General features: G+C 42.2%; 18 protein-coding genes, 4 tRNA genes and 1 riboswitch. Of the genes, 19 read left to right on the top strand and 3 right to left on the bottom strand.

Translation table 11 applies throughout. From position 1 onward, the window contains the following. Positions 1–171: 171 nt before the first annotated feature. The gene (locus tag MORIYA_RS12985) at positions 172–1,794 is read left to right on the top strand and encodes a hybrid sensor histidine kinase/response regulator (protein WP_112715800.1); all 1,623 of its coding nucleotides are present in this window, start codon (positions 172–174) and stop codon (positions 1,792–1,794) included. Between the two features lie 35 nt (positions 1,795–1,829). On the opposite strand, the gene MORIYA_RS20945 is transcribed toward MORIYA_RS12985, so the two are convergent. Then, positions 1,830–1,976 carry a hypothetical protein gene (locus MORIYA_RS20945; protein WP_174216931.1) on the bottom strand — a complete coding sequence of 49 codons (147 nt, stop codon included), beginning with the start codon at positions 1,974–1,976 and terminating at the stop codon, positions 1,830–1,832. 209 nt (positions 1,977–2,185) lie between these two features. On the opposite strand from MORIYA_RS20945, the gene MORIYA_RS12980 reads away from it, so the two are divergent. The 3 genes from MORIYA_RS12980 (at position 2,186) to glpX (ending at position 5,931) form a co-directional block, all read left to right on the top strand. Beyond that, positions 2,186–2,830: a lysoplasmalogenase gene (locus MORIYA_RS12980; protein ID WP_112715798.1), complete on the top strand. Its 645-nt coding sequence runs from the start codon at positions 2,186–2,188 to the stop codon at positions 2,828–2,830. A gap of 47 nt (positions 2,831–2,877) precedes the next feature. Then, on the top strand, positions 2,878–4,794 hold the full coding sequence (locus MORIYA_RS12975) for an MOSC N-terminal beta barrel domain-containing protein (RefSeq protein ID WP_112715796.1): 1,917 nt from the start codon (positions 2,878–2,880) through the stop codon (positions 4,792–4,794). Between the two features lie 120 nt (positions 4,795–4,914). Then, positions 4,915–5,931, top strand: coding sequence for a class II fructose-bisphosphatase (gene glpX, locus MORIYA_RS12970; protein WP_112715794.1), 1,017 nt, complete (start codon positions 4,915–4,917; stop codon positions 5,929–5,931). A gap of 86 nt (positions 5,932–6,017) precedes the next feature. Here the strand turns inward: glpX and MORIYA_RS12965 are convergent, their stop codons facing one another. Both MORIYA_RS12965 and MORIYA_RS12960 read right to left on the bottom strand, forming a co-directional pair. Beyond that, complete coding sequence (locus MORIYA_RS12965; RefSeq protein ID WP_112715792.1) at positions 6,018–7,076, bottom strand: 3-deoxy-7-phosphoheptulonate synthase; 1,059 nt, start codon at positions 7,074–7,076, stop codon at positions 6,018–6,020. Positions 7,077–7,142: 66 nt separating this feature from the next. Further along, entirely contained in the window at positions 7,143–7,583 is a 441-nt protein-coding gene (locus tag MORIYA_RS12960; protein WP_112715790.1) for a GNAT family N-acetyltransferase, read from the bottom strand. 65 nt (positions 7,584–7,648) lie between these two features. On the opposite strand from MORIYA_RS12960, the gene murB reads away from it, so the two are divergent. The 15 genes from murB (at position 7,649) to thiC (ending at position 25,265) form a co-directional block, all read left to right on the top strand. Beyond that, positions 7,649–8,698 (top strand): UDP-N-acetylmuramate dehydrogenase, encoded by a 1,050-nt coding sequence (gene murB, locus MORIYA_RS12955; RefSeq protein WP_197713384.1) that lies wholly within the window; start codon positions 7,649–7,651, stop codon positions 8,696–8,698. Between the two features lies 1 nt (position 8,699). After that, positions 8,700–9,659: a bifunctional biotin--[acetyl-CoA-carboxylase] ligase/biotin operon repressor BirA gene (gene birA / locus MORIYA_RS12950; protein ID WP_232011735.1), complete on the top strand. Its 960-nt coding sequence runs from the start codon at positions 8,700–8,702 to the stop codon at positions 9,657–9,659. Between the two features lie 149 nt (positions 9,660–9,808). After that, positions 9,809–9,884 (top strand) — tRNA-Thr (locus MORIYA_RS12945). Between the two features lie 28 nt (positions 9,885–9,912). Continuing rightward, positions 9,913–9,997, top strand: a tRNA-Tyr gene (locus MORIYA_RS12940). 19 nt (positions 9,998–10,016) lie between these two features. Continuing rightward, positions 10,017–10,091, top strand: a tRNA-Gly gene (locus MORIYA_RS12935). A 5-nt stretch (positions 10,092–10,096) separates the two neighbouring features. Continuing rightward, positions 10,097–10,172 (top strand) — tRNA-Thr (locus MORIYA_RS12930). Between the two features lie 328 nt (positions 10,173–10,500). Then, positions 10,501–10,878, top strand: a complete 378-nt coding sequence (gene secE, locus MORIYA_RS12925) for a preprotein translocase subunit SecE (RefSeq protein ID WP_112715786.1) — start codon at positions 10,501–10,503, stop codon at positions 10,876–10,878. A 4-nt stretch (positions 10,879–10,882) separates the two neighbouring features. Further along, positions 10,883–11,425: a transcription termination/antitermination protein NusG gene (nusG, locus tag MORIYA_RS12920; RefSeq protein ID WP_067048322.1), complete on the top strand. Its 543-nt coding sequence runs from the start codon at positions 10,883–10,885 to the stop codon at positions 11,423–11,425. Positions 11,426–11,610: 185 nt separating this feature from the next. Next, complete coding sequence (rplK, locus tag MORIYA_RS12915) at positions 11,611–12,039, top strand: 50S ribosomal protein L11 (protein ID WP_112715784.1); 429 nt, start codon at positions 11,611–11,613, stop codon at positions 12,037–12,039. A gap of 8 nt (positions 12,040–12,047) precedes the next feature. Continuing rightward, complete coding sequence (rplA, locus tag MORIYA_RS12910; RefSeq protein ID WP_112715782.1) at positions 12,048–12,746, top strand: 50S ribosomal protein L1; 699 nt, start codon at positions 12,048–12,050, stop codon at positions 12,744–12,746. A 374-nt stretch (positions 12,747–13,120) separates the two neighbouring features. Continuing rightward, positions 13,121–13,624 carry a 50S ribosomal protein L10 gene (gene rplJ, locus MORIYA_RS12905; protein ID WP_112715780.1) on the top strand — a complete coding sequence of 168 codons (504 nt, stop codon included), beginning with the start codon at positions 13,121–13,123 and terminating at the stop codon, positions 13,622–13,624. Between the two features lie 47 nt (positions 13,625–13,671). Continuing rightward, on the top strand, positions 13,672–14,037 hold the full coding sequence (gene rplL, locus MORIYA_RS12900; protein ID WP_112715778.1) for a 50S ribosomal protein L7/L12: 366 nt from the start codon (positions 13,672–13,674) through the stop codon (positions 14,035–14,037). Positions 14,038–14,270: 233 nt separating this feature from the next. Next, positions 14,271–18,308 carry a DNA-directed RNA polymerase subunit beta gene (rpoB, locus tag MORIYA_RS12895; RefSeq protein WP_112715776.1) on the top strand — a complete coding sequence of 1,346 codons (4,038 nt, stop codon included), beginning with the start codon at positions 14,271–14,273 and terminating at the stop codon, positions 18,306–18,308. A gap of 100 nt (positions 18,309–18,408) precedes the next feature. After that, complete coding sequence (gene rpoC, locus MORIYA_RS12890) at positions 18,409–22,692, top strand: DNA-directed RNA polymerase subunit beta' (protein ID WP_112715769.1); 4,284 nt, start codon at positions 18,409–18,411, stop codon at positions 22,690–22,692. 321 nt (positions 22,693–23,013) lie between these two features. Beyond that, a riboswitch (TPP riboswitch) is annotated at positions 23,014–23,115 on the top strand. 131 nt (positions 23,116–23,246) lie between these two features. After that, entirely contained in the window at positions 23,247–25,265 is a 2,019-nt protein-coding gene (gene thiC / locus MORIYA_RS12885) for a phosphomethylpyrimidine synthase ThiC (protein WP_174216930.1), read from the top strand. Positions 25,266–25,268 lie beyond the last annotated feature (3 nt).

The following is a 25,268-nucleotide window of genomic DNA, read 5'->3' as shown; positions in this document are numbered from 1 at the left end:
AGTCACTAGCGACTATTGTACAGCATAAACGGAACATGCTCGCAGAAATAAATGATTATCCCCTTTTAAAGCGCATTACAAATTTGCTATTAGCAAAAAAATAGGAGTTATTGCAGCAGTTTTGACAATATTGGCTAAATTTATTAAATAGGAAATAGAAGGATATATGCTATGCGGGCAAACAAGGTTGATTCAGGCAAAGTCATTTTACAATCTTCGTTATTTAACAAAATACGAACGCTACTGCTTGTTATGCTAGCAGCTGTTATTGCCGGCATATTTATTACGATTGAAGTGCTGAGTCAACAAGCCGCACCATTACACGCTGAGTTATTGACCACGCTTAAAATCAATATACTGCTTGTAGTATTACCGCTATTACTTGTCGCACTGGTTATCTCCAAGGTCGTACTACAAAAATTAGTTTCTCAGCCGTTGGCGGTTCTGCAACAAAAATGCCAAGCGGTAACGATGCATAATGGCCGTCATTATGAACCGTTTAGTTCGCCTTATATTGAGTTAGATGGGATGGTAGATTTATTAAATTCGCAGCTGCAAACCATGACTGAACCTAAGGTGAATAAATTGCTTTTAGCTAAGTCAAAACAGCAGTTTGTCGAGAGCTTAACGAATGACATTCGTACTCCAATGAATAGTATTTTGGGCACTGCAGAGTTATTGTGTGAAATGCCGCAAGGCATGAAGTCGATGGAATATCTGAAATTAATGAAACACTCAGCCAATCATATGCAGATGGTGCTTAACGATGTTGCTGATTATGCTAAAATAGAGTCAGGTAATTTAGAGTTAGGAAAAGTACGTTTTGACTTGTTAGCCATACTTGATCAAGTTTATACCTCGCTTCGGCCATTAATCAGTCATAACTTACGCGTACGCTTTAGCTTGAATTATAACGAAAATTTGCATCGTTTCTATATTGGTGATCCGGTTCGTCTTCAGCAAGTATTAGTAAATTTAGTTGCCAATGCGTTGAAATTTACGGATAGAGGATTTGTTGAGCTTAATGTTGATTGTACAAATGTTGATGGCACGTATGATCTGGATGAAATGACGGAACTGGTATTTACTATCAGTGATACCGGTATCGGTATACCGGCGACTAAACTGGCGGATTTATTTGATAGCAAGCAACAGGCTTATCATCATAAATCAAATAATTTGCCAAGCGGGGGGTTAAGCTTACCAACTTGTTCACGACTCATTAATCTGATGCAAGGGTGTTTACAAGTCGATAGCACATTAGGCGACGGTGCACAGTTTAAAATAAATTTAAGATTACCTCGTGCTTATCAATTACGAACCCAGCATATTGTCGGCAGCAACGATCTCGCGGTTGATAAATTAGCAGGATTAAAAGTATTACTGGTTGAGGATAATAAGATTAATCAGATTGTCTTTCAGCAAACAATGATGCAACTACACATGCAGGTATTTACCGCAAATACAGGTTTAGAAGCACTCGAACTTATTTCGAAGTATAAGTTTGATATTATGTATATGCAGATACCGGGGACGGATGGAATAGCGACCTCGAAAGTACTGCGTTCTGGTAGCAGTGATAATAATAACACCCCCATCATTGCACTGGCTGAAGATACTGTTAAGTTTGATTTAGTGAAGTGCAAACATGCAGAGATGCAAGGCTGTATTAATAAACCGATATCCAAACAAGCCTTAATTGACGAGACTGTACGTGTACTCGGTTTTGAAATGCCGCTCTCCGATGTAGTATTACCGATCAATAAAAAAATTAAAACCGGTTCAGAAGAATAGCGTTATCCAGGTATGTTCAGTGACTGACAGCTTATTTATGCCACCATCATGCTTTTCAGGGCTAGCTGATCCGTAATATCAAGATCGAGTTCTTCACAAGCTTCTTCAAATGTTTTACCTAAATGGCAAATATACATTTCAATCGCGATAAGATGATTGTGTAATGCTTGTTGCTGTTCCATGATGATAATCTCCATAAATGTTTAGGCGAAGGTTTATGAGTGAATAAATTAGACTAGTTCGCTAATTTCTGTCTACCATTTTAGTAATATTACAGGTTGTTATGTTTGTAAGTGTTAACCCGCGCACATATATCGCACTTTAATGCTTGTATGTGATGATGGGAATGACTCAGAATCGAGTATTTATTCGATACAATGGCAGAGTCTAAATGGAACTTACAACGACGTTAATGATGAGCACTGTGATTATTTCTGTGTGTGCACTACTGCATCTGTATGGTGCTTACCAAGACCGAAAATGGTTATTCTATGTATTCAAGCCCGTCACGACACTTGCGATCACCGCGCTGTGTTGGTCTCTAGCGCCTGAACTTAATGATTATGTCTGGCTGATCTTACTGGGTTTATTGCTCTCAACCTTGGGCGATATTTTTCTTATGTTACCCAAAGATAGATTTATCCCCGGTTTATTGAGTTTTTTAGTTGCCCACCTTGCTTATATGCTCGCTTTCTCGATGGACCTTGAGCTGAGTTATTCTTGGGCGCTTATCTTGCCCTTAACCATCATCGCAATGCTGTATTTAACCATACTATGGCCATCGTTAGCGGCAATGAAAGCGCCTGTTTTTGTGTACATGAGTATCATCGTGATCATGGCGTGGATCAGTGGCGAGCGTTACTTTAGCTTGGATAGTACCGCCAGTCTTTATGCTTTTATTGGTGCGCTCGTATTTTTGTGTTCAGATGCGACCCTGGCATTCGATAGATTTAAAAAACAGTTCCATAGTGCTTATGGCGTTATTATTGTAAGCTATTATCTTGCTCAGTATTTTATTGCGCTTTCAGTTATATGAGCAGTTATTTGAAGGTGTTAACGTCGTTACAGTAAGGGAATTAATTCGTGGCTAAAATAAAATTATCAGCACTTGCTATTTATCCATTAAAATCGGCAAAAGCAATTAACTTAACGCATTCTCAAGTCAGTGAAATGGGCTTAGAGCATGATCGCCGCTTTATTATTAGTGACATGCAAGGACAATTTATTACCGGTCGAACTCAACCTAAAATATCGACTATCAAGATTGAAATTTCTGCACAAGGTATGATGCTTTCAGCGCCACGCATGCCACCGATTGCGTTCATCTTTAAAGAGTTGCAACAAGATTATACGGATGTCACTGTTTGGGGAACGGCGATTCAAGGGCAACGCTGCGGTGATGACATGAATCGATGGTTAACTAAGTTTTTAGGTGTTGACTGCCAGTTACTTTATTTTGGCGAAAAATCGTTTCGGCAAGTTGCTAATGTGGATAAACAGGTCGGTTTTGCTGATGGTTACCCGCTGTTATTAATCTCGCAAGCCTCCCTCGATGAACTAAACCGCAGTACCACGCGAGCAATAGACATGCGTCAATTTCGGACTAACTTGGTCGTAACGGGTTGTGCGCCTTTTGCTGAGGACACTTGGAAACGGATCAAAATTGGTGATGCTGAATTTGAATTAGTCAAAGCTTGTGAACGCTGTATCTTTACAACCTTGAGTCCTGGTCAAACCCGTTTTTCTGACGATAAAGAACCACTTAAAACATTAAATTTATTCCGTAAAGATAACGATGGTCGGATTAATTTCGGGCAAAATTTAATTAGTCATAATACGGCCGAGATTAAGCTTGGCGACCGTATCGAAGTATTGGAGTATCACCAGCCGAAGTTTTATGCCGACCATCGTCCTAAACAGAAATCCGTGGTGTCTGCATCCAAAGCTATAGTGAAGCACCCTGCGGTGCAACAAGCTAAAACCTTATGGGGTAAAGGTGAAACCCGACAGCTATGTTGTGTCGCGGTTATGGATGAAACGCCAGATACTAAAACCTTTCGCTTTCGTGTCGAACCCGCCGCGCTATTAAATTATAAACCTGGTCAATTTATTACCCTTAATTTAAAAATTGGTCAGGATCTGGTGATGCGCAACTATACCTTGTCATCTTCACCAAGCAGACCGGACCTATTAGCTATCACGGTAAAACGCGTCCCTGATGGTAAAGCATCAAATTGGTTGAATGATAATTTAACGGTTGGCAGTCGTTTAGGGGCGTCATCACCACGTGGCGCTTTCCATGCGTTTACGGCCACAACGCAAAAGTTATTACTGCTGTCGGCCGGGAGTGGCATCACCCCGATGTTATCGATGGCGCGTTATTATGCGGATACTGAATGTGATAAAGACATTGTGTTCTTCTACAGTGCTAAAACCGCCGCGGATTTGATTGCCCTTGATGAGTTACAGTTACTGACTCGTCAACATACCAATATGCGCTTGATACTGACTCTGACGGCTGAAAGTACCCACAGCGATTGGAGTGGTTTAAGAGGACGTATTGATCAGCAAATGCTGGCTGATGTAGTGCGTGATATAAGTGACCGCTCTGCGTATGTTTGTGGCCCAGAAGCCTTTATGACGACAATGGCGACTGCACTCACGGCATTGAATGTGCCTGCTGACCAGCAGTTCCAAGAGAGTTTTGGCGATCATAAACATTCTGATACCCCGGGTAAGCCAGTGAATATCTTATTGGAGAGTTGGGATACCAGTTTTGTTGGTGATAACAAAACCACGTTATTAGAACAAGCTGAAAAAAATGGTGTCAACATTCCCTATAACTGCCGTGCTGGTTATTGTGGCGCTTGCCGGGTGACGTTAGAGTCGGGTGAAGTGCGCGTGCTTGCCGACCATGCATTGACGGATGATGGTAAAAAGGCGAAGCAGATATTAGCGTGTAGCTGCATTCCACAAACGGATGTGGTGATTAGCGCATAATGATGCTGTTGTATTGGGAGTGCTTAGTTTTAGATAATAGTTTTAAATATGAGTACTCTCAAATTGTAATTAAGTAGGTGGTACTTTAAAATGTACTTACTTATATATAGGAGTTAAGAGATGAATCGTACACTTGCCATTGAATTTTCGCGTGTTGTTGAAGCCGCTGCTCTTGCTGGTTATAAATGGTTAGGCCGCGGTGATAAGAATATTGCTGATGGTGCTGCTGTTGAAGCCATGCGTTTGATGTTAAATAAAATCGACATTGACGGTGAAATTGTTATTGGTGAAGGCGAAATCGATGAAGCACCGATGCTGTATATCGGCGAGAAAGTCGGTACCAACATAGCCGGTGCTGACGCAGTTGATATTGCCGTTGACCCGATTGAAGGCACGCGTATGACGGCAATGGGGCAATCCAATGCCGTGGCCGTATTAGCTGTCGGTGAACAAGGCGCATTTCTAAAAGCACCTGATATGTATATGGAAAAATTAGTCGTTGGCCCAGACGCTAAAGACGCCATAGATTTAAGTTTATCGCTGGAAGACAATATTCGTAATGTGGCGAAAGCATTGAATAAAGATATTCGCGAGTTAACCGTTGTTACGTTAGCCAAACCACGTCACGATGAACAAATTAAAGCCATGCAAGCAATGGGCGTACGGGTATTTGCATTACCTGATGGTGATGTTGCCGCGTCTATCTTGTGCTGCATGCCAGAGAGTGACGTCGATATGATGTATTGCATTGGTGGTGCGCCTGAAGGGGTAATTTCAGCCGCGGCTATTCGGGCGATGGGCGGTAACATGCAGGCGCGATTATTAGCACGGCATGATGTCAAAGGAGATACTCCTGAAAACCGCGCGGCAGGTGAAATTGAAATTTCACGTTGTCAGGCGCTAGGTTTGGTTGTGGGTGAGATCTTACCATTGGATAGATTAGCGAAAACCGATAATGTGATTTTTGCCGCAACAGGTATCACGAAAGGCGACCTGGTTGAAGGTGTGCAACGTAAAGGTAATATTGCCACGACGGAAACGTTGGTTATTAGTGGTAAGTCGGGCACCATTCGTCGTATTAAATCAACGCATATGCTTAACCGCAAAAGTGCAGATTTACAAAACATCATTTTATAAAATTAGAAGCGTGATTGATTAGATAACAAAAAGCCGCGTGATGAACGCGGCTTTTTTAGCAATCTCGATATATTATAGTTCTGAGCTTATGCGATGGCGATCCGATCACTTGCTGCTTGGGCTAGGTTTGCCAGTAACTTTTCTGTATCTTGCCAATGGAGACAAGCATCGGTAATACTCTTACCATAAACGAGCTGTTTGCCAGCAACAACGGCTTGGTTACCTTCTTCAATAAAACTTTCAGCCATAATACCTGAAATCTGCATGCTACCGGTACGCATTTGCGCCATCACATTGTCAGCAACAAGTAGCTGATTGGTGTGGCGCTTTTGGCTGTTACCATGACTAAAATCAACCACGACAGACGGTGTTAATCCTGCATCACTTAATGCTTTGGTCGCCACGTTAATGTGTGATTTGTCATAGTTTGGCTCTTTACCACCACGTAAGATCACATGACCAAACGGATTACCGTGGGTTTGGTATACCGTCATGAAACCATCTTTATCGGGTGAGTAGAAAATGTGTGATACTTGTGCTGCACGTACTGCATCAATGGCAATTTTGATATTACCATCTGTACCGTTCTTGAAACCAACAGGACAAGATAACGCCGATGCCATTTCACGGTGTACTTGGCTTTCGGTGGTTCTCGCGCCAATAGCACCCCAGCTAATTAAGTCTGCAATGTATTGACCGTTGACCATGTCTAAAAATTCGGTGGCGATTGGTAAGCCGACTTCACTGATATCAACTAACAGTTTACGTGCTAAACGTAAGCCTTTATTTGCTTGGTATTTACCGTTTAAATCAGGGTCGCTGATCAAACCTTTCCAGCCCACAATGGTACGTGGTTTTTCAAAGTACACACGCATTACAATCACTAAGCTGCCTTTATATCGTTCTTGCAATGGTTTTAGACGGCGAGCGTAATCTAACGCGGCGTTAGTATCATGAATTGAGCAAGGGCCAATGATAACCAGCAGACGTTTATCTTTGCCTGCAATAATCGCTTCGATTTCACGACGACTGTTGATTATCTGCTGTGCAGCGCTATCAGATAATGGAAACTCTTTAACCAGTTGACTTGGAGCGATCACCTGGTCGATATAGGTAGTTCTAAGTTCGTCTGTTTTAATTGTCATGATGTCTATTAGTCTAAATATGGGCTGTGATCAGCTTAACGTAATTTTACTTTATTATAAAGATAATCAGATGTCAGCTTGATTAGAATCATTAAAGCCTAATAACAGCAGTGATTTACCCTGTTTTTGATAGGCCTCAAATCGTTGCTGAATATCATTAGGCGCTTGCGCTGTGGGATAAAAATCATGCTGATGATAAAAATCTGCAAGGTGTGGTAGGGCAAAAGTAAACGTTTTATGCGGGGTGAATTGAGGGCGCATATCACGTAATAATTGATGACCGAGTTGTTGACCACGGTAGTCGGGCGATACCAACATCCCAGTTAATAAAGATAACTCACCAATAGGGCGCAGTCTCGCGCAGGCAATAATGGTATTACCCTGTTTTCTATTATCTTTTAAAACGGCAATATGCTCGGCTTTATTGGGTCTTGAATAGGGTAGGTATTGCTTATAGAAGGGCTTAACTAGCGGGTTCTCTATTTTCTTTAACCATTGAAACTGCATTTCGTGACCTTTTATTATTCGGTTTTGCCTGCAGATACGTTACTATCTGCAGGGGATTATGTCTTATGAGTGTTAATTATTTCATGCAAATACTAAAAAATCACAATTTAAAACCCTATACCAGTTTTGGAGTTGATGCTTATGCCTCGCAGTTTATCACCGTGACGACGTTAAGTGAGCTTAAGTCTGCGCTGCAGATCTCTGCGCCCCAGCGGTTAATACTGGGTGGTGGCAGTAATTTGTTATTTTGTGATGACTTTGATGGACTCGTTATTCGTATTTGCTTAACGGGTATCACAGTGAATGAAGCGGCTGAGGATGCGGTGTACTTACACGTGGCTGCCGGTGAAAATTGGCATGAATTCGTGCAATGGACGTTGGCTCAAGGTTATGATGGATTAGAAAACCTAGCGTTGATCCCAGGTGTCGTCGGTGCCGCACCAGTACAAAATATTGGTGCATATGGCGTGGAATTGAAGGATGTCTGCGATTATGTTGATGTACTCGATATTGACACTTTAATGGTGCGTCGTTATACACCTGCAGACTGTCAATTTGGTTATCGTGACAGTATTTTTAAAGGCGAACTTAAAGATAGCGCAGTGATCACCGCTGTCGGTATTAAATTACACAAACCTTGGATTGCCAAAATAAATTATGGCCCATTAGCGAGTTTAGGGGATAAAACCTCGGCATTAGCGATCTTTAAACAGGTTTGCCTGACTCGTCAACAGAAACTACCCGATCCCAATAAACTGGGTAATGCGGGTAGTTTCTTTAAGAACCCGATCATCAATAAAACACAATTTAACGCAATTGCCGTCCTGCATCCAAATATTTTGCATTATCCAGCAGGTGGAGATATCAAATTAGCCGCGGGTTGGTTGATTGACCAATGTGCACTAAAAGGTTATCAACAAGGTGGCGCGCAAGTTCATACCGAGCAAGCGCTGGTTATTGTCAATACCGGAACTGCGACAGCGGCTGATATTGTCGCGTTAGCGAAACACATTCAAACAACAGTGCAGACACGCTTTGGTGTTGAATTACAGCATGAGGTTAGATTTATGGGACGTGACGGAGAGACTAGCTTAGCGGAGGTGTGCCGTGGTTAATATGACCGCTTCACGGCAGCAACTTATTCGATTACTTGCTGATGGTGAATTTCATTCGGGTGAAGCGTTAGGTGCAACGCTCGGTGTAAGCCGCATGGCCGTGAGTAAGCAGATCAAGGTACTAGAAACAATAGGCTTAGATGTATTTAAGGTGACCGGTAAAGGCTATAAACTATCTGCGCCGTTGCAATTACTCGATGCTGAGCTGATTACAGCAGGGAGTGGTGTGACTGTCGAGAGTCATCAAGTGCTAGGCTCGACCAATCAGCATTTATTAGATAAAGCCGCGTTATTACATAAAGGCCACAGCTGCTTTGCTGAATATCAGACTGCCGGGCGCGGGCGCCGGGGTAAAAAATGGGAGTCGCCTTATGGGGCGCACCTTTATACCAGTACTTACTGGAGTTTAGATGCTGGGATCCAAGCTGCCTCAGGTTTAAGTTTAGTCATCGGCATTGCTGTTGCGCGCACGCTCACCGACCTAGGTATTGCTAATACCCAATTGAAATGGCCTAATGATGTGTATGTGGATGGTAAAAAGATTGCAGGTGTATTGGTAGAAATAATTGCTACAGCGGGGGGTGAATGCCATTTAGTCATCGGTTTGGGGCTTAATGTTAATATGCCATTGCAAGCAGGGCTAGAGATAGACCAAGCTTGGACTGATATAAATCAGCAATTACCGCACGCAATTGATCGTAATGCCTTAGCCTCGCGTTATTTAACTCACTTAATCAAAGTCTTGACTGATTTCGAGTCGTTTGGTTTTGGACACTTTGTTGAAGAGTGGAATTGTTGTGATGCGTTTAGAGATAGCCCTGTGGTATTGACCATAGGTAATAACAAAAAATATGGGATCGCGAAAGGGATCGATCACAGTGGCGCATTATTGTTAGAAATGGATGGCGTTATTAGTCCCTACGTGGGTGGTGAAGTGTCATTGCGACACGCTGAAACGTAACCAAAACGGATTTCATTCATGCTTTCGAGTCGAAGCTTAGTCGATGTGGCGAACAATTAGCCATGTAAATAAAAAAAAACTGGTTTTAATCGATTAAGGTTGCAAGAGATAGGGGGTTACTCTAGTATCTCTCCTCGTTAAGTGACGCCGCCGACTTAGCTCAGTAGGTAGAGCAACTGACTTGTAATCAGTAGGTCGCCAGTTCGACTCCGGCAGTCGGCACCATTTAACTTGTTATCGAAGTACAAGATGTGGAGGGGTTCCCGAGTGGCCAAAGGGATCAGACTGTAAATCTGACGGCTCAGCCTTCGAAGGTTCGAATCCTTCTCCCTCCACCACTTTGTACTTAGGACGCATGCGGGCGTCGTATAATGGCTATTACTCCAGCCTTCCAAGCTGATAATGCGGGTTCGATTCCCGCCGCCCGCTCCAAATTCGCTGATATGGCTCAGTCGGTAGAGCGCATCCTTGGTAAGGATGAGGTCCCCAGTTCGATTCTGGGTATCAGCACCATTTTTTCAGGTTAATTGTTTTCTTCTTCTGTTTATTCTTCATCTCAAATGACTACGCCTTTAAAATAACTACACGTTAAAAAACTAAAAATAAACTTATCATAATCTATTTAAGCTATTTGTAATTCAAATATTATTCATAATTATTTACGAATGACTTGCATGAAAAATGAAAGCCCCTATAATTAGGTGCTCCGTTTGTAGGGGTAGCTCCAATTGGTAGAAAGGCGGTCTCCAAACTGATGTTTGTGAGTGCGATTATCTCCCTCCTGCCACTGTCATCACCGTGTAACAGCGGATTTTTTTGTCTTAAGGTACAGGTTAGTAGTATGACTTCAAATACTGAAAACCAAGGAAAAGCACTAGAAACTGTAAAATGGGTACTAGTTGCAATAATTCTAATTGGCACAGTTATTGGTAACAATATTTTTAGTGAAGAATCAGTGTTAATCCGCGCAGTTGCTGTAATTATTGCCGCTGTTATTGCTGGTGGCATTGCATTGCAGACAAGTAAAGGGCGCAATGCACTTGAATTTGCATCTGAATCAAGAACAGAAGTACGTAAAGTAGTTTGGCCTACGCGCCAAGAGGCGATCCAGACTACACTTATCGTATTAGTTGTTACCGCTTTTATGGCGTTAGTGCTATGGGGATTAGATGGTATTCTAGTTCGTGTAGTTGCATTTATCACAGATGTAAAGGTATAAGTTCATGTCTGAACAGAAAATGAGATGGTACGTAGTTCAAGCCTTTTCCGGTTTTGAAGGTCGTGTTCAAAAAACATTACTTGAACATATTAAGATCCACGAAATGGAAGAATATTTCGGTGACATACTTGTTCCAACGGAAGAAGTTGTTGAAATGCGTGCCGGTCAACGTCGCAAGAGTGAACGTAAGTTCTTTCCTGGTTACGTTTTAGTTCAAATGGTAATGAACGATGAATCATGGCACTTGGTAAGCAGTTTACCGCGTGTACTTGGTTTCATTGGTGGTACTAAAGAGCGTCCAGCTCCAATCACCCAAAAAGAAGCTGATCGCATTCTGAACCGTCTTCAAGACGCGATTGATAAGCCGCGTCCTAAAACGTTATTTGAAGTGGGTGAAGTGGTTCGTGTATCAGACGGCCCATTTGCTGACTTTAATGGTGTGGTTGAAGAAGTTGACTATGAAAAAAGTCGCTTAAAAGTTTCCGTATTGATCTTCGGTCGTTCTACACCGGTTGAATTAGATTTTGGTCAAGTAGAAAAAGGCTAATACCATTAACCTAATAGCTTAATGGCAAAGTTCAAAACAATAAGATTCGCATTTTATTGAATTAATTTTCAACAAAATGCTTGGCAAGGGCAGTGATTATATCTATAATTCGCTGCCCTTGTTTTTCGGGAAGCTAGTATCTATGTCAGATATAGCGTTCGCACCCATATTTAAGGTAAATTAAAATGGCTAAAAAAGTTACTGCATATATTAAGCTGCAAGTTTCAGCTGGTATGGCGAATCCTAGTCCACCAGTTGGTCCTGCACTAGGTCAACATGGTGTTAACATCATGGAATTCTGTAAAGCGTTCAACGCAAAAACAGATTCTGTAGAGAAGGGTTCACCGACGCCTGTTGTTATCACAGTTTATTCTGATCGTTCGTTTACGTTCATAACAAAGACGTCACCAGCATCTTTCTTACTTAAGAAAGCAGCAGGCATCAAGTCTGGTTCTGGTCGTCCAAACACTGAAAAAGTGGGTACTGTTACTCGCGCTCAGTTGGAAGAGATCTCACACACTAAACAACCAGACCTTACGGGCGCTGATCTAGATGCAATGGTTCGCACTATTGCTGGTACAGCTCGCTCAATGGGCTTGAACGTAGAAGGATAATTCTGAACATGGCTAAACTTTCTAAACGTATGCGTACTATCCGCGAAAAAGTGGAAGTAACTAAGCAATATGAAATCACTGAAGCTGTTGAACTTCTTAAAGAATTAGCATCTGCTAAATTCAAAGAAAGCATCGACGTTTCTATCAATCTAGGTATTGATTCACGTAAATCTGACCAAAACGTGCGTGGCGCTACTGTGTTACCACACGGTACTGGTCGTAACGTACGTGTTGCAGTATTTACACAAGGTGCTAACGTTGAAGCGGCTAAAGCTGCTGGCGCTGACATCGTAGGTATGGAAGATCTAGCTGCACAAGTTAAAGCTGGTGAGCTTAACTTTGATGTTGTTATCGCATCTCCAGACGCTATGCGTGTTGTTGGTCAACTAGGTCAAATCCTAGGTCCACGTGGTTTAATGCCAAACCCTAAAGTTGGTACAGTAACTCCTGACGTTGCGACTGCAGTTAAAAATGCTAAGTCTGGTCAAGTGCGTTACCGTAACGACAAAGCTGGTATTATCCACACTACTATCGGTAAAGTGGATTTTGACGCGAGTCACATCAAAGAAAACCTTGAGTCACTACTTAAAGCATTGACTAAGTCTAAACCTGCTTCTGCTAAAGGTCAATTCATCAAGAAGATCAGCCTATCTACTACGATGGGTGCTGGTCTAACTGTTGATGTTGCAACTGTAGAGACTAAATAATTTACAGGAACGAAATTATTTAGTCTAATTTGGTTCCTTAAATTTAGCGCGTTGGTTAATAGTTATTTATTAATATTAACCAACCCGCAAAAAATGTGGGTTGAAGTAAGTACATCAAGTTTAATACTTTATGTTGCTTGCTTCCGTCCAAGACCGTAGGAGTTGTGCTTACGCTGTAAGAATGACTTAATCATGATCGGCTATGTTTAGTTAAATACTTGATCTTTCCTACGTAGATGGTGTAGGACCTCTGAAGAATTTATTTTTTCTGGAATCCAAGCCGTAATGGTTCGACTGATGTGACTGCCAAAGGTAAGGCATTGGTCGGAAATTTTAAATACCGAATTTTTCGGTTTTATCCAGGAGTATAGACCATGGCATTAGGTCTCGACGACAAAAAAGCAATTGTTGCTGAAGTCAACGAAGCTGCCAAGGCTGCGCTTTCTGCAGTAGTTGCTGATTCACGTGGCGTTACTGTAGGTGCAATGACTGGTCTTCGTAAGCTTGCTCGTGAGAATGGCGTCTACATCCGTGTAGTACGTAACACTCTTATAAAGCGTGCTGTTGTAGGTACTGAATTTGAGTGCCTTAGCGAAGTATTTACCGGTCCAACTCTGATCGCATTCTCTAATGAGCACCCAGGTGCTGCAGCTCGTCTTTTAAAAGACTTCGCTGCACAAGAAGAATCTTTCGAAGTTAAAGCGTTAGCATTTGAAGGCGAATTTATCAGTGCAGAAAACATTGATAAACTAGCTAAACTACCAACATACGACGAAGCTATTGCGCAGTTAATGATGACTATGAAAGAAGCATCTGCTGGCAAACTGGTACGTACATTGGCTGCTTTACGCGATCAAAAAGAGCAAGAAGCTGCTTAATTTAGCCGCTTTGTCTAAAATAAATTTTAATATATTAGGAATGACACATGTCTATCACTAAAGACCAAATCATCGACGCAATTGCTGAACTTTCTGTTATGGAAGTTGTTGAATTAATCGAAGCAATGGAAGAAAAATTCGGCGTATCAGCTGCAGCTGCAGTTGTTGCTGGCGCTGCTGAAGGCGCTGCTGTTGAAGAGCAAACAGAATTCGACGTGATTCTAACTGCTTTTGGCGAAAACAAAGTTAAAGCTATTAAAGCTGTTCGTGCTGCTACAGGCCTAGGTCTTAAAGAAGCTAAAGGTGTTGTTGAATCTGCACCTGTAGCTGTTAAAGAAGGCGTAGAAAAAACTGAAGCTGAAGAACTTAAGAAAGTTCTAGAAGAAGCAGGTTGTACTGTTGAGATCAAATAGTCTATTCTTAAATAGATTATTGCCCTCATAAGGCATTGGCTGGTGATTCTTTAATCGCCGGCCTTTTTGCGCTATAGGATGTTTGGAAATTTCACATCATTTCAACCAAAATTCTGCGCACTGTTTAACCGAATTCATTTGGTCGAGACAGGATAAAAAACATATAATGATGTTGTTAGAGCTGTCCTTATTTAGGGCAGAGTGGGTCACTTATCAGCGAGCTGAGGAACCAAATGGTTTACTCTAATACCGAAAAAAAACGTATCCGTAAAGACTTTGGTAAAAGTGCACCAGTTGTGGCTAAACCGCAAATGTTGGCTATCCAAACGAGCTCTTTTAAAAAGTTTTTAGAAATGGATCACACAGGTGAACACGGCCTGGAAGCAGCATTCCGTAGCGTGTTCCCTATTAAAAGTTACTCTGGAACTTCTGAACTTCAATATGTATCGTACCGTTTAGGTGAACCTGTATTTGAAGTTAAAGAATGTCAAACCCGAGGTATTACTTATTCTGCACCGTTGCGTGTTAAATTACGTCTTGTATTATACGATCGTGATGCACCAGCAGGTACTATTAAAGATATCAAAGAACAAGAAGTCTACATGGGCGAAATCCCATTAATGACACATACTGGTACTTTTGTTATTAACGGTACAGAGCGTGTTATCGTATCTCAGCTACACCGTAGTCCTGGTGTATTCTTCGATCACGACAAAGGTAAAACTCATTCATCAGGTAAAGTACTATATAACGCACGCGTTATTCCTTACCGCGGTTCTTGGTTAGACTTTGAATTCGATCCGAAAGATTGCTTATTCGTGCGTATTGACCGTCGTCGTAAATTACCAGCATCAATTATTCTTCGTGCACTTGAGTTCACGACGGAAGAAATCTTAGCAATCTTCTTCGATACTACACGTTTTGAAGTGAAAGATGGCAAGTTATTGATGGAACTACAGCCGGACCGTCTACGCGGCGAAACTGCTGTATTTGACATCGTTGCTAACGGTGAAATATACGTTGAAAATGGTCGTCGTATTACTGCTCGTCATATCAAGAAATTTGAAAAAGCCGGCATAACCGAGATCGAAGTACCATTAGAGTATATCGCTGGTAAAGTTGCGTCTAAAGATTATATCAATGAAGAAACGGGCGAAGTAATTGTTGCAGCGAATGCTGAACTAACACTCGAGTCTGTGGCTGAATTGTCTCAAGCTGGAATCAAGATAATTGACGTTCTTTATACGAACGAGCTTGATGTAGGTAGTTACATGTCTGACACATTACGTGTTGACTCAACTACTAACAAACTTGAAGCATTAGTTGAAATTTACCGCATGATGCGTCCTGGTGAACCACCAACGCGTGAAGCTGCAGAAGGTTTATTTAATAATCTATTCTTCGCAGAAGAACGTTATGACCTATCTACTGTCGGTCGTATGAAGTTCAACCGCCGTATTGGCCGCGAAGAAGATACTGGCTCTGGCATCCTGAACAAAGAAGATATTGTTGAAGTGATGAAAACTTTGATTAATATCCGTAACGGTAAAGGCGAAGTCGATGATATCGATCACCTTGGCAACCGTCGTATTCGTTCAGTTGGCGAAATGGCAGAAAACCAATTCCGTGTTGGTTTAGTTCGTGTAGAACGTGCTGTTCGTGAACGTCTAAGTCTTGGTGATCTTGATGCTGTAATGCCACAAGATTTGATTAATGCTAAGCCGATTTCAGCTGCGATCAAAGAGTTCTTTGGTTCATCACAACTGTCTCAGTTCATGGATCAAAATAACCCATTGTCAGAAGTGACGCACAAACGTCGTATTTCTGCATTAGGTCCTGGTGGTCTTACACGTGAACGTGCTGGTTTTGAGGTACGTGATGTACATCCAACTCACTATGGTCGTTTATGCCCGATTGAGACTCCAGAGGGACCAAACATTGGTCTAATTAACTCATTAGCTATTTTTGCTCGTACTAATGATTATGGTTTCTTAGAAACACCATTCCGTAAAGTAATCAACGGTAAAGTCACTGATGACGTCCAATACCTTTCGGCTATTGAAGAAGGTCTATATGCAGTAGCACAGGCTAACGCGACTATCGATAAAGATGGTATGTTACAAGATGAATTTATTCCATGTCGTCACAAAGGTGAAACAACCTTTAGGTCTGCGGATCAAATTCAGTATATGGACGTATCGCCACAGCAAATTATTTCTGTGGCGGCAGCGCTAATTCCGTTCCTAGAACACGATGATGCTAACCGTGCATTGATGGGTGCGAACATGCAACGTCAAGCAGTACCAACACTAAACGCTGACAAGCCATTAGTAGGTACAGGTATTGAACGCGCGGTAGCAATCGATTCCGGTGTAACTGTAGTTGCATTACGTGGCGGTTCAATCGACTATGCTGATGCAAGTCGTATCATCGTTAAAGTTAACGAAGAAGAACTGGTACCAGGTGAAGCGGGTATTGATATCTACACGTTAACTAAGTACACACGTTCGAACCAAAACACTTGTATTAACCAACGCCCAACAGTATTAACTGGTGAAGCTGTGGTTAAAGGTGACGTGCTTGCTGACGGTCCTTCAACAGACTTAGGTGAATTAGCACTTGGCCAAAATATGCGTATCGCATTCATGCCTTGGAATGGTTACAACTTCGAAGATTCAATTCTTGTATCTGAACGTGTTGTAAAAGAAGATCGTCTAACGACTATCCACATTCAAGAATTATCATCGATTGCGCGTGATACTAAGCTTGGTAGCGAAGAGATCACTGCGGATATCCCTAACGTGGGAGAAAGCGCATTATCTAAGCTAGATGAGTCTGGTATCGTTTATGTTGGTGCTGAAGTTAAGCCCGGCGATATCCTAGTCGGTAAAGTAACCCCTAAAGGTGAAACACAATTAACGCCTGAAGAAAAGCTTCTGCGAGCTATCTTCGGTGAAAAGGCATCGGATGTAAAAGACAGTTCATTACGTGTACCTAACTCTGTTTACGGTACTGTAATTGACGTGCAAGTATTTACCCGTGATGGCGTAGATAAAGATAAACGTGCACAAGACATCGAGCAAATGCAATTACGTGAAGCGAAAAAAGACTTAACTGAAGAATTATCTATCTTCGAAGAAGGCTTATTCGGTCGCGTTAAAAACTTACTATTAGCTGCTGGCAAAACAGAAGAGCAACTTAATGCTATTTCTCGTGGTCAATGGTTAGAGACGGTGCTTGTTGATGAAGATCAACAGACTCAATTAGACAGCTTAGCGAAGCAGCATGATGAGTTAAGAGCTGACTTTGATTCTAAGTTTGATATCAAACGCCGTAAAATTACCCAAGGTGATGATCTAGCACCGGGCGTACTTAAGATCGTTAAAGTACACCTAGCTGTTAAACGTCGTATCCAACCGGGTGATAAAATGGCTGGTCGTCATGGTAACAAAGGTGTGATCTCAACAATCGTGCCTATTGAAGATATGCCACACGATAAGTTTGGTGAACCCGTTGATATCGTACTGAATCCGCTGGGTGTACCATCGCGTATGAACATCGGTCAGGTACTTGAAGTTCACTTGGGCCTTGCTGCTCGTGGTATCGGTACTAAAATCGATAACATGATCAAAGAGCAACAAGATCTTGCTAAGATCCGTGAGTTTATGCAAAAAGCATACGACATCGGTGATTCGCATCAGAAAGTTGATTTATCAACTTTCTCTGACGAGGAAGTTCGTGTTCTTGCGCACAACTTACGTAAAGGTCTGCCAATAGCAACGCCTGCGTTTGATGGTGCTTCAGAAGCTGAAATCAAAGAAATGCTGAGACTGGCTGATTTACCAGAATCTGGTCAATTAGACTTATACGATGGCCGTACTGGTGATCGATTTGAACGTCCAGTTACTGTAGGTTACATGTACATGCTGAAACTGAATCACTTGGTTGATGACAAAATGCATGCACGTTCTACCGGTTCTTACAGCCTAGTTACTCAGCAGCCGTTGGGTGGTAAAGCTCAGTTCGGTGGTCAGCGTTTCGGTGAGATGGAAGTATGGGCTCTGGAAGCATACGGTGCAGCATATACTCTACAAGAGATGCTAACTGTTAAGTCTGATGACGTGAACGGTCGTACTAAGATGTATAAGAGCATCGTAGACGGCGATCATCGTATGGACCCAGGTATGCCAGAATCATTCAACGTATTGTTGAAAGAGATCCGCTCATTGGGTATCAACATCGAATTAGATGAAAACAAAGGTAAGAAATAAGCTCTTATTAAGAGATTATTCAGACTTTTGAATTAGCATTGCGCCTCGACTCATTTAGTGAGTTGAGGCTGCGTAGTTTTCACTCCCAGTGGAGAAAAACGTGAAAGACTTATTAAAGTTTCTAAAACAGCAAGGTAAGACCGAAGAGTTCGATGGTATCAAGATTGGTCTAGCATCACCTGAGCAGATCCGTTCTTGGTCTTTTGGTGAAGTTAAAAAGCCAGAAACCATCAATTACCGTACCTTCAAACCAGAACGTGACGGTTTATTCTGTGCGCGTATTTTCGGCCCAGTAAAAGATTACGAATGTCTTTGCGGAAAGTATAAGCGTCTGAAGCACCGTGGTGTTATCTGTGAAAAATGTGGCGTAGAAGTAACGCAGACTAAAGTTCGTCGTGACCGTATGGGCCACATCGAATTAGCGTCTCCTGTTGCACACATTTGGTTCTTGAAATCATTACCGTCTCGCATCGGTCTATTATTAGACATGACACTGCGTGATATCGAACGTATTCTTTACTTCGAATCATATGTTGTTATCGAACCTGGTATGACTTCGCTAGAGCGTGGGATGATGCTGACTGAAGAGCAGTATCTTGACAACCTAGAAGAATGGGGTGATGAATTTGATGCGAAGATGGGTGCAGAAGCTGTACTTTCTTTGTTACAAGATCTAAACCTAACCCAAGACATTGAAGAAATGCGTGAAGAATTAGAGACTACAAACTCTGAAACTAAACGTAAGAAGATCACTAAACGTCTTAAATTAATGGAAGCATTTTCTATCTCTGGTAACAAACCCGAGTGGATGATCATGAACGTACTGCCGGTATTACCGCCAGATCTTCGTCCTTTAGTACCACTAGATGGTGGTCGTTTTGCGACTTCTGATCTGAATGATCTTTACCGTCGAGTGATCAACCGTAACAACCGTCTAAAACGTCTATTAGACTTAGCTGCTCCAGATATTATCGTACGTAACGAAAAACGTATGTTACAAGAATCTGTTGATGCGCTATTAGATAATGGTCGTCGTGGCCGTGCGATCACAGGTTCTAACAAACGACCTCTTAAATCGCTTGCTGATATGATCAAGGGTAAACAAGGTCGTTTCCGTCAGAATCTACTCGGTAAACGTGTAGATTACTCTGGTCGTTCTGTAATTACAGTAGGTCCAACGTTACGCTTACACCAATGTGGTTTACCTAAGAAAATGGCACTTGAGTTATTCAAACCATTCATTTACGGTAAATTAGAATCACTTGGTTTTGCAACAACGATTAAAGCCGCTAAGAAAATGGTTGAACGTGAAGGCCCTGAAGTTTGGGATATCCTAGACGGCGTGATCCGCGAACATCCAGTCATGCTTAACCGTGCCCCAACACTGCACAGACTTGGTATTCAAGCATTCGAACCTGTGCTAATTGAAGGTAAAGCGATTCAGTTACACCCATTAGTATGTTCTGCATACAACGCCGATTTCGATGGCGATCAGATGGCTGTACACGTACCGTTAACAATTGAAGCTCAATTGGAAGCGCGTACACTGATGATGTCTACGAATAACATTCTGTCACCTGCGAATGGTGAACCGGTTATCGTACCTTCTCAAGACGTTGTATTAGGTCTTTACTACATGACTCGTTCTGGCGTTGGCGCTAAGGGTGAAGGCATGGTACTAGGTAGCCCTGAAGAAGCTGAAAAGCTTTATCGTAGCCACCTGGTTGAACTACATGCACGTGTTAAAGTACGTATTACTGAACATATTAAAGATGAAGAAACGGGTGAATTTACAGTTCGCACTGAACTGAAAAACACCACCGTTGGTCGTGCGATTCTTTCTTTAGTAGCCCCTAAGGGTCTACCATATGCATTAATTGATCCGATTAAAACTTTATCTGCTGAAGAAGAAGCTAAACTTGCAGCGAATCCAGCTAACTGGTTCCTGAAAGTATCTAACGAAGCGTTAGGTAAAAAGCAGATTGGTAAGCTACTGAATGACTGTTACCGTCTATTAGGTCCGAAAGACACTGTTGTTTTCGCTGACCAAATAATGTACACCGGTTTCCATTATGCTGCGCTTTCTGGTGCATCAGTGGGTATCGATGACATGGTTATTCCGGATGAGAAGAAAACGCTAATTGAAGCGGCTGAAGTTGAAGTAACTCAAATCCAAGAACAATTCCAGTCTGGTCTTGTTACTGCGGGTGAGCGTTACAATAAAGTGATTGATATTTGGGCGCGTGCCAATGAGCACATCTCAAAAGCAATGATGGATAACTTGTCGACAGAAACTAAAGTGAACTCTTTAGGTGATGTTGAGACACAGAAATCATTCAACAGTATTTACATGATGGCCGACTCTGGTGCTCGTGGTAGTGCTGCTCAGATTCGTCAGTTAGCGGGTATGCGTGGTCTGATGGCGAAACCAGATGGTTCGATCATTGAAACACCAATTACTGCCAACTTCCGTGAAGGTCTAAACGTACTTCAGTACTTCATCTCAACGCATGGTGCACGTAAAGGTCTAGCCGATACAGCACTTAAAACAGCAAACTCGGGTTACCTAACTCGTCGTCTTGTTGACGTTGCACAAGATCTTGTGATTAACGAGATTGATTGTGGTACTGAAAATGGCCTCATCATTACGCCTCATATTGAAGGTGGTGATGTTGTTGAACCGCTACGCGATCGTGTTCTTGGTCGTGTTGTTGCTGAAGATGTTGTGAATCCAAGTACTGGTGAAGTAATATTGCCACGCAATACATTACTTGACGAAAAACTTTGTGATTTCTTAGAAGAGCACTCAGTTGATCAAATGAAAGTACGCTCTGTAATTACTTGTGACAATGACTTCGGTGTTTGTGCAGCTTGTTACGGTCGTGATTTAGCACGTGGTGTTATGGTTAGTCAAGGTGAAGCTATTGGTGTTGTGGCAGCGCAATCAATTGGTGAACCTGGTACACAGTTAACGATGCGTACATTCCACATTGGTGGTGCGGCATCGAGAGCCTCTGCAGAAAATAATATCCAAGTTAAAAACACGGGTACGATTAAATTCCACAACGAGAAATACGTTGAGAATGTAGAAGGCAAACTGGTTATTACGTCACGTTCATCAGTCATTACGATTATTGATGAAAATGGTCGTACTAAAGAAAGCCATAAATTACCTTACGGTTCTGTTGTTGAATATAAAGACGGCGCAGCTGTTGTATCTGGTGACATTATTGCTAACTGGGACCCGCATACTCACCCAATCATCACCGAGGTGGCTGGTCAAATTAAGTTTGTTGACTTAATTGAGAGTATTACGGTTACTAAGCAAACTGATGATCTAACTGGTTTATCTAGCACGGTAATTCTGGATCCTGCAGCACGTGTTGCCGCTGGTAAAGATTTACGTCCTATGGTTAAGCTTGTTGATGCAGCAGGTAATGATTTATTCATTCCTGGTACTGAAGTTGTGGCACAATACTTCTTACCTTCAAATGCAATCGTTAACTTAGAAGATGGCGCATTAGTGACTATTGGTGAAGCGTTAGCACGTATTCCTCAAGAAAGCTCTAAAACACGTGATATTACGGGTGGTCTACCACGCGTAGCGGATCTGTTCGAAGCACGTCAGCCAAAAGATGCAGCTATCTTAGCGGAAATCTCAGGTACTATTAGTTTCGGTAAAGAAACTAAAGGTAAACGTCGTCTAGTGATCACACCGACTGATGGTGCTGAAGCTTACGAAGAGATGATCCATAAATGGCGTCACTTGAACGTGTTCGAAGGTGAGAAGGTTACTAAAGGTGAAGTTATCGCCGATGGTCCTGAATCAGCACACGATATCTTACGTCTACGTGGTATTAGCCATGTTGCGAACTATATCGCGAACGAAGTTCAAGAAGTATACCGTTTACAGGGTGTAAAGATTAACGATAAGCACATTGAAACTATCGTTCGTCAAATGCTACGTAAAGCTAACGTAATCTCTGCTGGAGATAGTCATTTCCTAGAAGGTGAGTTAGCTGAAGTGTCACGTCTGAAAATTGCTAACCGTCAGTTAATAGCCGAAGGCAAGCAACCAGCCGTGTATCAGCACATACTTATGGGTATTACCAAAGCATCTCTTGCAACTGAATCATTTATCTCAGCTGCATCGTTCCAAGAAACAACACGTGTTCTAACCGACGCTGCTGTTCATGGTAAGATTGATGACCTTCGTGGTCTGAAAGAGAACGTTATCGTTGGTCGTTTAATTCCTGCAGGTACAGGCTTCTCTTATCACCAAGAACGTGCAAAAAAACGTGCTGGTAAAGTAGAAGAAGTAATGCAAGAAATTACCACTGATGAAGCTGAACAGAACTTAGCAAACCTACTAAATAACCTTTAATTGATTTGCTGAATGCAATTAAAGTAAAAAGGAAGAGTCACAGGCCCACTGATACTTTGCCTTTTTATTGAGTAGATAAAGTTGTAGTCTTTTACAGCTAACATAAATCCCCAATACTATTTCGATAGTCCTGGGGATTTTTTTATGCCTGTTGAAAATGCTTATTAGTTACTTTACTGACTATCATCGACAATGTACTATTAGTATTAATGGCTCTGCAGATCGACCTTCGTTGTCAGACATGATGTGTACAGAACCTGTAGAAAGAGAGGATTAATCACGGTTACTCTTGTTTCCGCTTCACATTTTAGTCTATACTCGTGCATCTTGTCGGAGTGCTTTAGGGCTGAGACCATTTAAATATGGGATCCGTGGAACCTGATCAGGCTAATACCTGCGTAAGGAAACAAGAGTGATTAATACAATAATGTGAGTGCGATTCGAGGTTTGCCAGAGGGATTTTAAGGCGGCTTTGATAACATAAACAATCACCATATCTGTATCACTACTTTCCACACATACTCAACGACAAGCAATCATCTTATTAGAAAGGAATGAATGCTATGTCTACTACCAATATAAATCAAAGCAATAATACCAAAAAACCTACACGTCGTGAAAACCGTGAAAACGCTCAAGAATTTATTAACAATCTCAGTTGCGAACCATTTCCTAATTCAGAAAAATTTCATCTGACCGGTAGCCGTGACGATATTCGAGTGGCGATGCGCAAGATCAATCTTGATGAGACGTTAGTGGCAGGCAGTAAAGACGATCCGATTTATGAGCAAAATGAATCGATTCCAATCTACGATACATCGGGTGCCTACACCGATCCCGCGATTGAAATAAACGTTCACCAAGGTTTACCGAAGTTAAGACAGGGGTGGGTCGCTGAGCGTAACGACATTGAAGAACTCGAAATCGTGACGTCGCACTTTGCTCAACAGCGTCTTGCCGATGACGGTATTGACCATATCCGCTTTGAACATCTACCAAAACCAATCAAAGCTATTGACGGTCAAAACGTTACCCAGATGCATTATGCCCGCAAAGGCATCATCACGCCGGAAATGGAATACATCGCGATCCGTGAAAACATGGGCCGAGAGTTGATCCATAATGAGCTGTTATTAAAACAACATGCAGGTAATGATTTTGGCGCCAGTATTCCGGAAAAGATCACACCTGAATTTGTTCGTGATGAAGTGGCGCGTGGTCGTGCGATCATCCCTGCCAACATCAATCATCCCGAATCTGAGCCGATGATCATCGGTCGTAACTTTCTTGTGAAAGTAAACGCCAATATTGGTAATTCGTCGGTCACATCGTCGATTGAAGAAGAAGTCGAGAAGCTAGTGTGGGCGACACGCTGGGGTGCTGACACGGTAATGGACTTATCCACAGGCCGTAATATTCATGAAACCCGTGAGTGGATCCTGCGTAATTCACCGGTGCCAATCGGTACTGTGCCGATCTATCAGGCGTTAGAGAAGGTAAATGGGATCGCTGAGGATCTTACTTGGGAAGTATTCCGCGATACCTTGATCGAACAAGCAGAGCAGGGCGTTGATTACTTCACTATTCATGCAGGTGTATTATTGCGTTATATACCAATGACGGCAAAACGCCTTACCGGGATCGTGTCGCGTGGTGGTTCGATCATGGCTAAATGGTGTTTGACGCATCATAAAGAAAACTTTGCTTATGATCATTTCGAAGAGATCTGCGCGATTTGTAAAGCCTACGATGTATCTCTGTCGTTAGGTGATGGCATGCGTCCAGGTTGTGCGGCTGATGCCAATGATGAAGCTCAATTTGCCGAATTAGCAACCTTAGGTGAGTTAACGAAAGTGGCGTGGGAGCAAGACGTACAAGTTATTATCGAAGGTCCTGGTCATATCCCAATGCACATGATTAAAGTGAATGTTGAAAAGCAACTCGATATTTGTCATGAAGCACCTTTCTATACTTTAGGTCCATTGACGACTGATATTGCTCCTGGTTACGACCATTTTACTTCGGGCATTGGTGCCGCACAAATCGGCTGGTACGGTTGTGCCATGTTGTGTTATGTGACACCCAAAGAACATTTAGGTTTGCCGAATAAAGAAGACGTTAAGCAAGGCATGATCACCTATAAGATCGCTGCGCATGCGGCTGATTTAGCGAAAGGTTTCCCGGGTGCTCAAATCCGTGACAATGCCATGTCGAAAGCGCGTTTTGAATTCCGTTGGAATGATCAATTTAATCTGGCATTAGACCCTGATACTGCACGCGCTTATCACGATGAAAATATCCCCCAAGAATCCGGCAAAGTTGCGCATTTCTGTTCTATGTGTGGACCAAAATTCTGCTCAATGAAGATCTCACAAGATGTCCGCGATTACACTGCCGAGCAAGAAAAAATCAGTATTCAATTACTTGACGAAGTGGTTGTAATTGATGCCGAAGCGGGGATGCAGCTGATGTCGGAAGAATTTAAAAAGCACGGTGCTGAATTATACCTCTCACCTACACATGATGCGGTAAATGGTCGAGTGTCTGAATCTACACCTGTGAACGTGGAATAATAA

The organism is Moritella yayanosii (genome assembly GCF_900465055.1).
Lineage (GTDB): Bacteria > Pseudomonadota > Gammaproteobacteria > Enterobacterales > Moritellaceae > Moritella > Moritella yayanosii.
The sequence above is the reverse complement of the archived record's forward strand: the minus strand, read 5'-3'. Positions and strand labels throughout refer to the sequence as shown.

Bases quoted from the DNA above. Each gene is read 5' to 3' on its own strand.
- murB (WP_197713384.1), top strand. From the start codon at position 7,649: ATGAGTGTTAATTATTTCATGCAAATACTAAAAAATCACAATTTAAAA.
- rplL (WP_112715778.1), top strand. From the start codon at position 13,672: ATGTCTATCACTAAAGACCAAATCATCGACGCAATTGCTGAACTTTCT.
- MORIYA_RS12980 (WP_112715798.1), top strand. From the start codon at position 2,186: ATGGAACTTACAACGACGTTAATGATGAGCACTGTGATTATTTCTGTG.
- rplK (WP_112715784.1), top strand. From the start codon at position 11,611: ATGGCTAAAAAAGTTACTGCATATATTAAGCTGCAAGTTTCAGCTGGT.
- MORIYA_RS12985 (WP_112715800.1), top strand. From the start codon at position 172: ATGCGGGCAAACAAGGTTGATTCAGGCAAAGTCATTTTACAATCTTCG.
- rplA (WP_112715782.1), top strand. From the start codon at position 12,048: ATGGCTAAACTTTCTAAACGTATGCGTACTATCCGCGAAAAAGTGGAA.
- MORIYA_RS12960 (WP_112715790.1), bottom strand. From the start codon at position 7,583: ATGCAGTTTCAATGGTTAAAGAAAATAGAGAACCCGCTAGTTAAGCCC.
- thiC (WP_174216930.1), top strand. From the start codon at position 23,247: ATGAATGCTATGTCTACTACCAATATAAATCAAAGCAATAATACCAAA.
- birA (WP_232011735.1), top strand. From the start codon at position 8,700: ATGACCGCTTCACGGCAGCAACTTATTCGATTACTTGCTGATGGTGAA.
- rplJ (WP_112715780.1), top strand. From the start codon at position 13,121: ATGGCATTAGGTCTCGACGACAAAAAAGCAATTGTTGCTGAAGTCAAC.
- rpoB (WP_112715776.1), top strand. From the start codon at position 14,271: ATGGTTTACTCTAATACCGAAAAAAAACGTATCCGTAAAGACTTTGGT.
- MORIYA_RS12965 (WP_112715792.1), bottom strand. From the start codon at position 7,076: ATGACAATTAAAACAGACGAACTTAGAACTACCTATATCGACCAGGTG.
- secE (WP_112715786.1), top strand. From the start codon at position 10,501: ATGACTTCAAATACTGAAAACCAAGGAAAAGCACTAGAAACTGTAAAA.
- glpX (WP_112715794.1), top strand. From the start codon at position 4,915: ATGAATCGTACACTTGCCATTGAATTTTCGCGTGTTGTTGAAGCCGCT.
- nusG (WP_067048322.1), top strand. From the start codon at position 10,883: ATGTCTGAACAGAAAATGAGATGGTACGTAGTTCAAGCCTTTTCCGGT.
- MORIYA_RS20945 (WP_174216931.1), bottom strand. From the start codon at position 1,976: ATGGAACAGCAACAAGCATTACACAATCATCTTATCGCGATTGAAATG.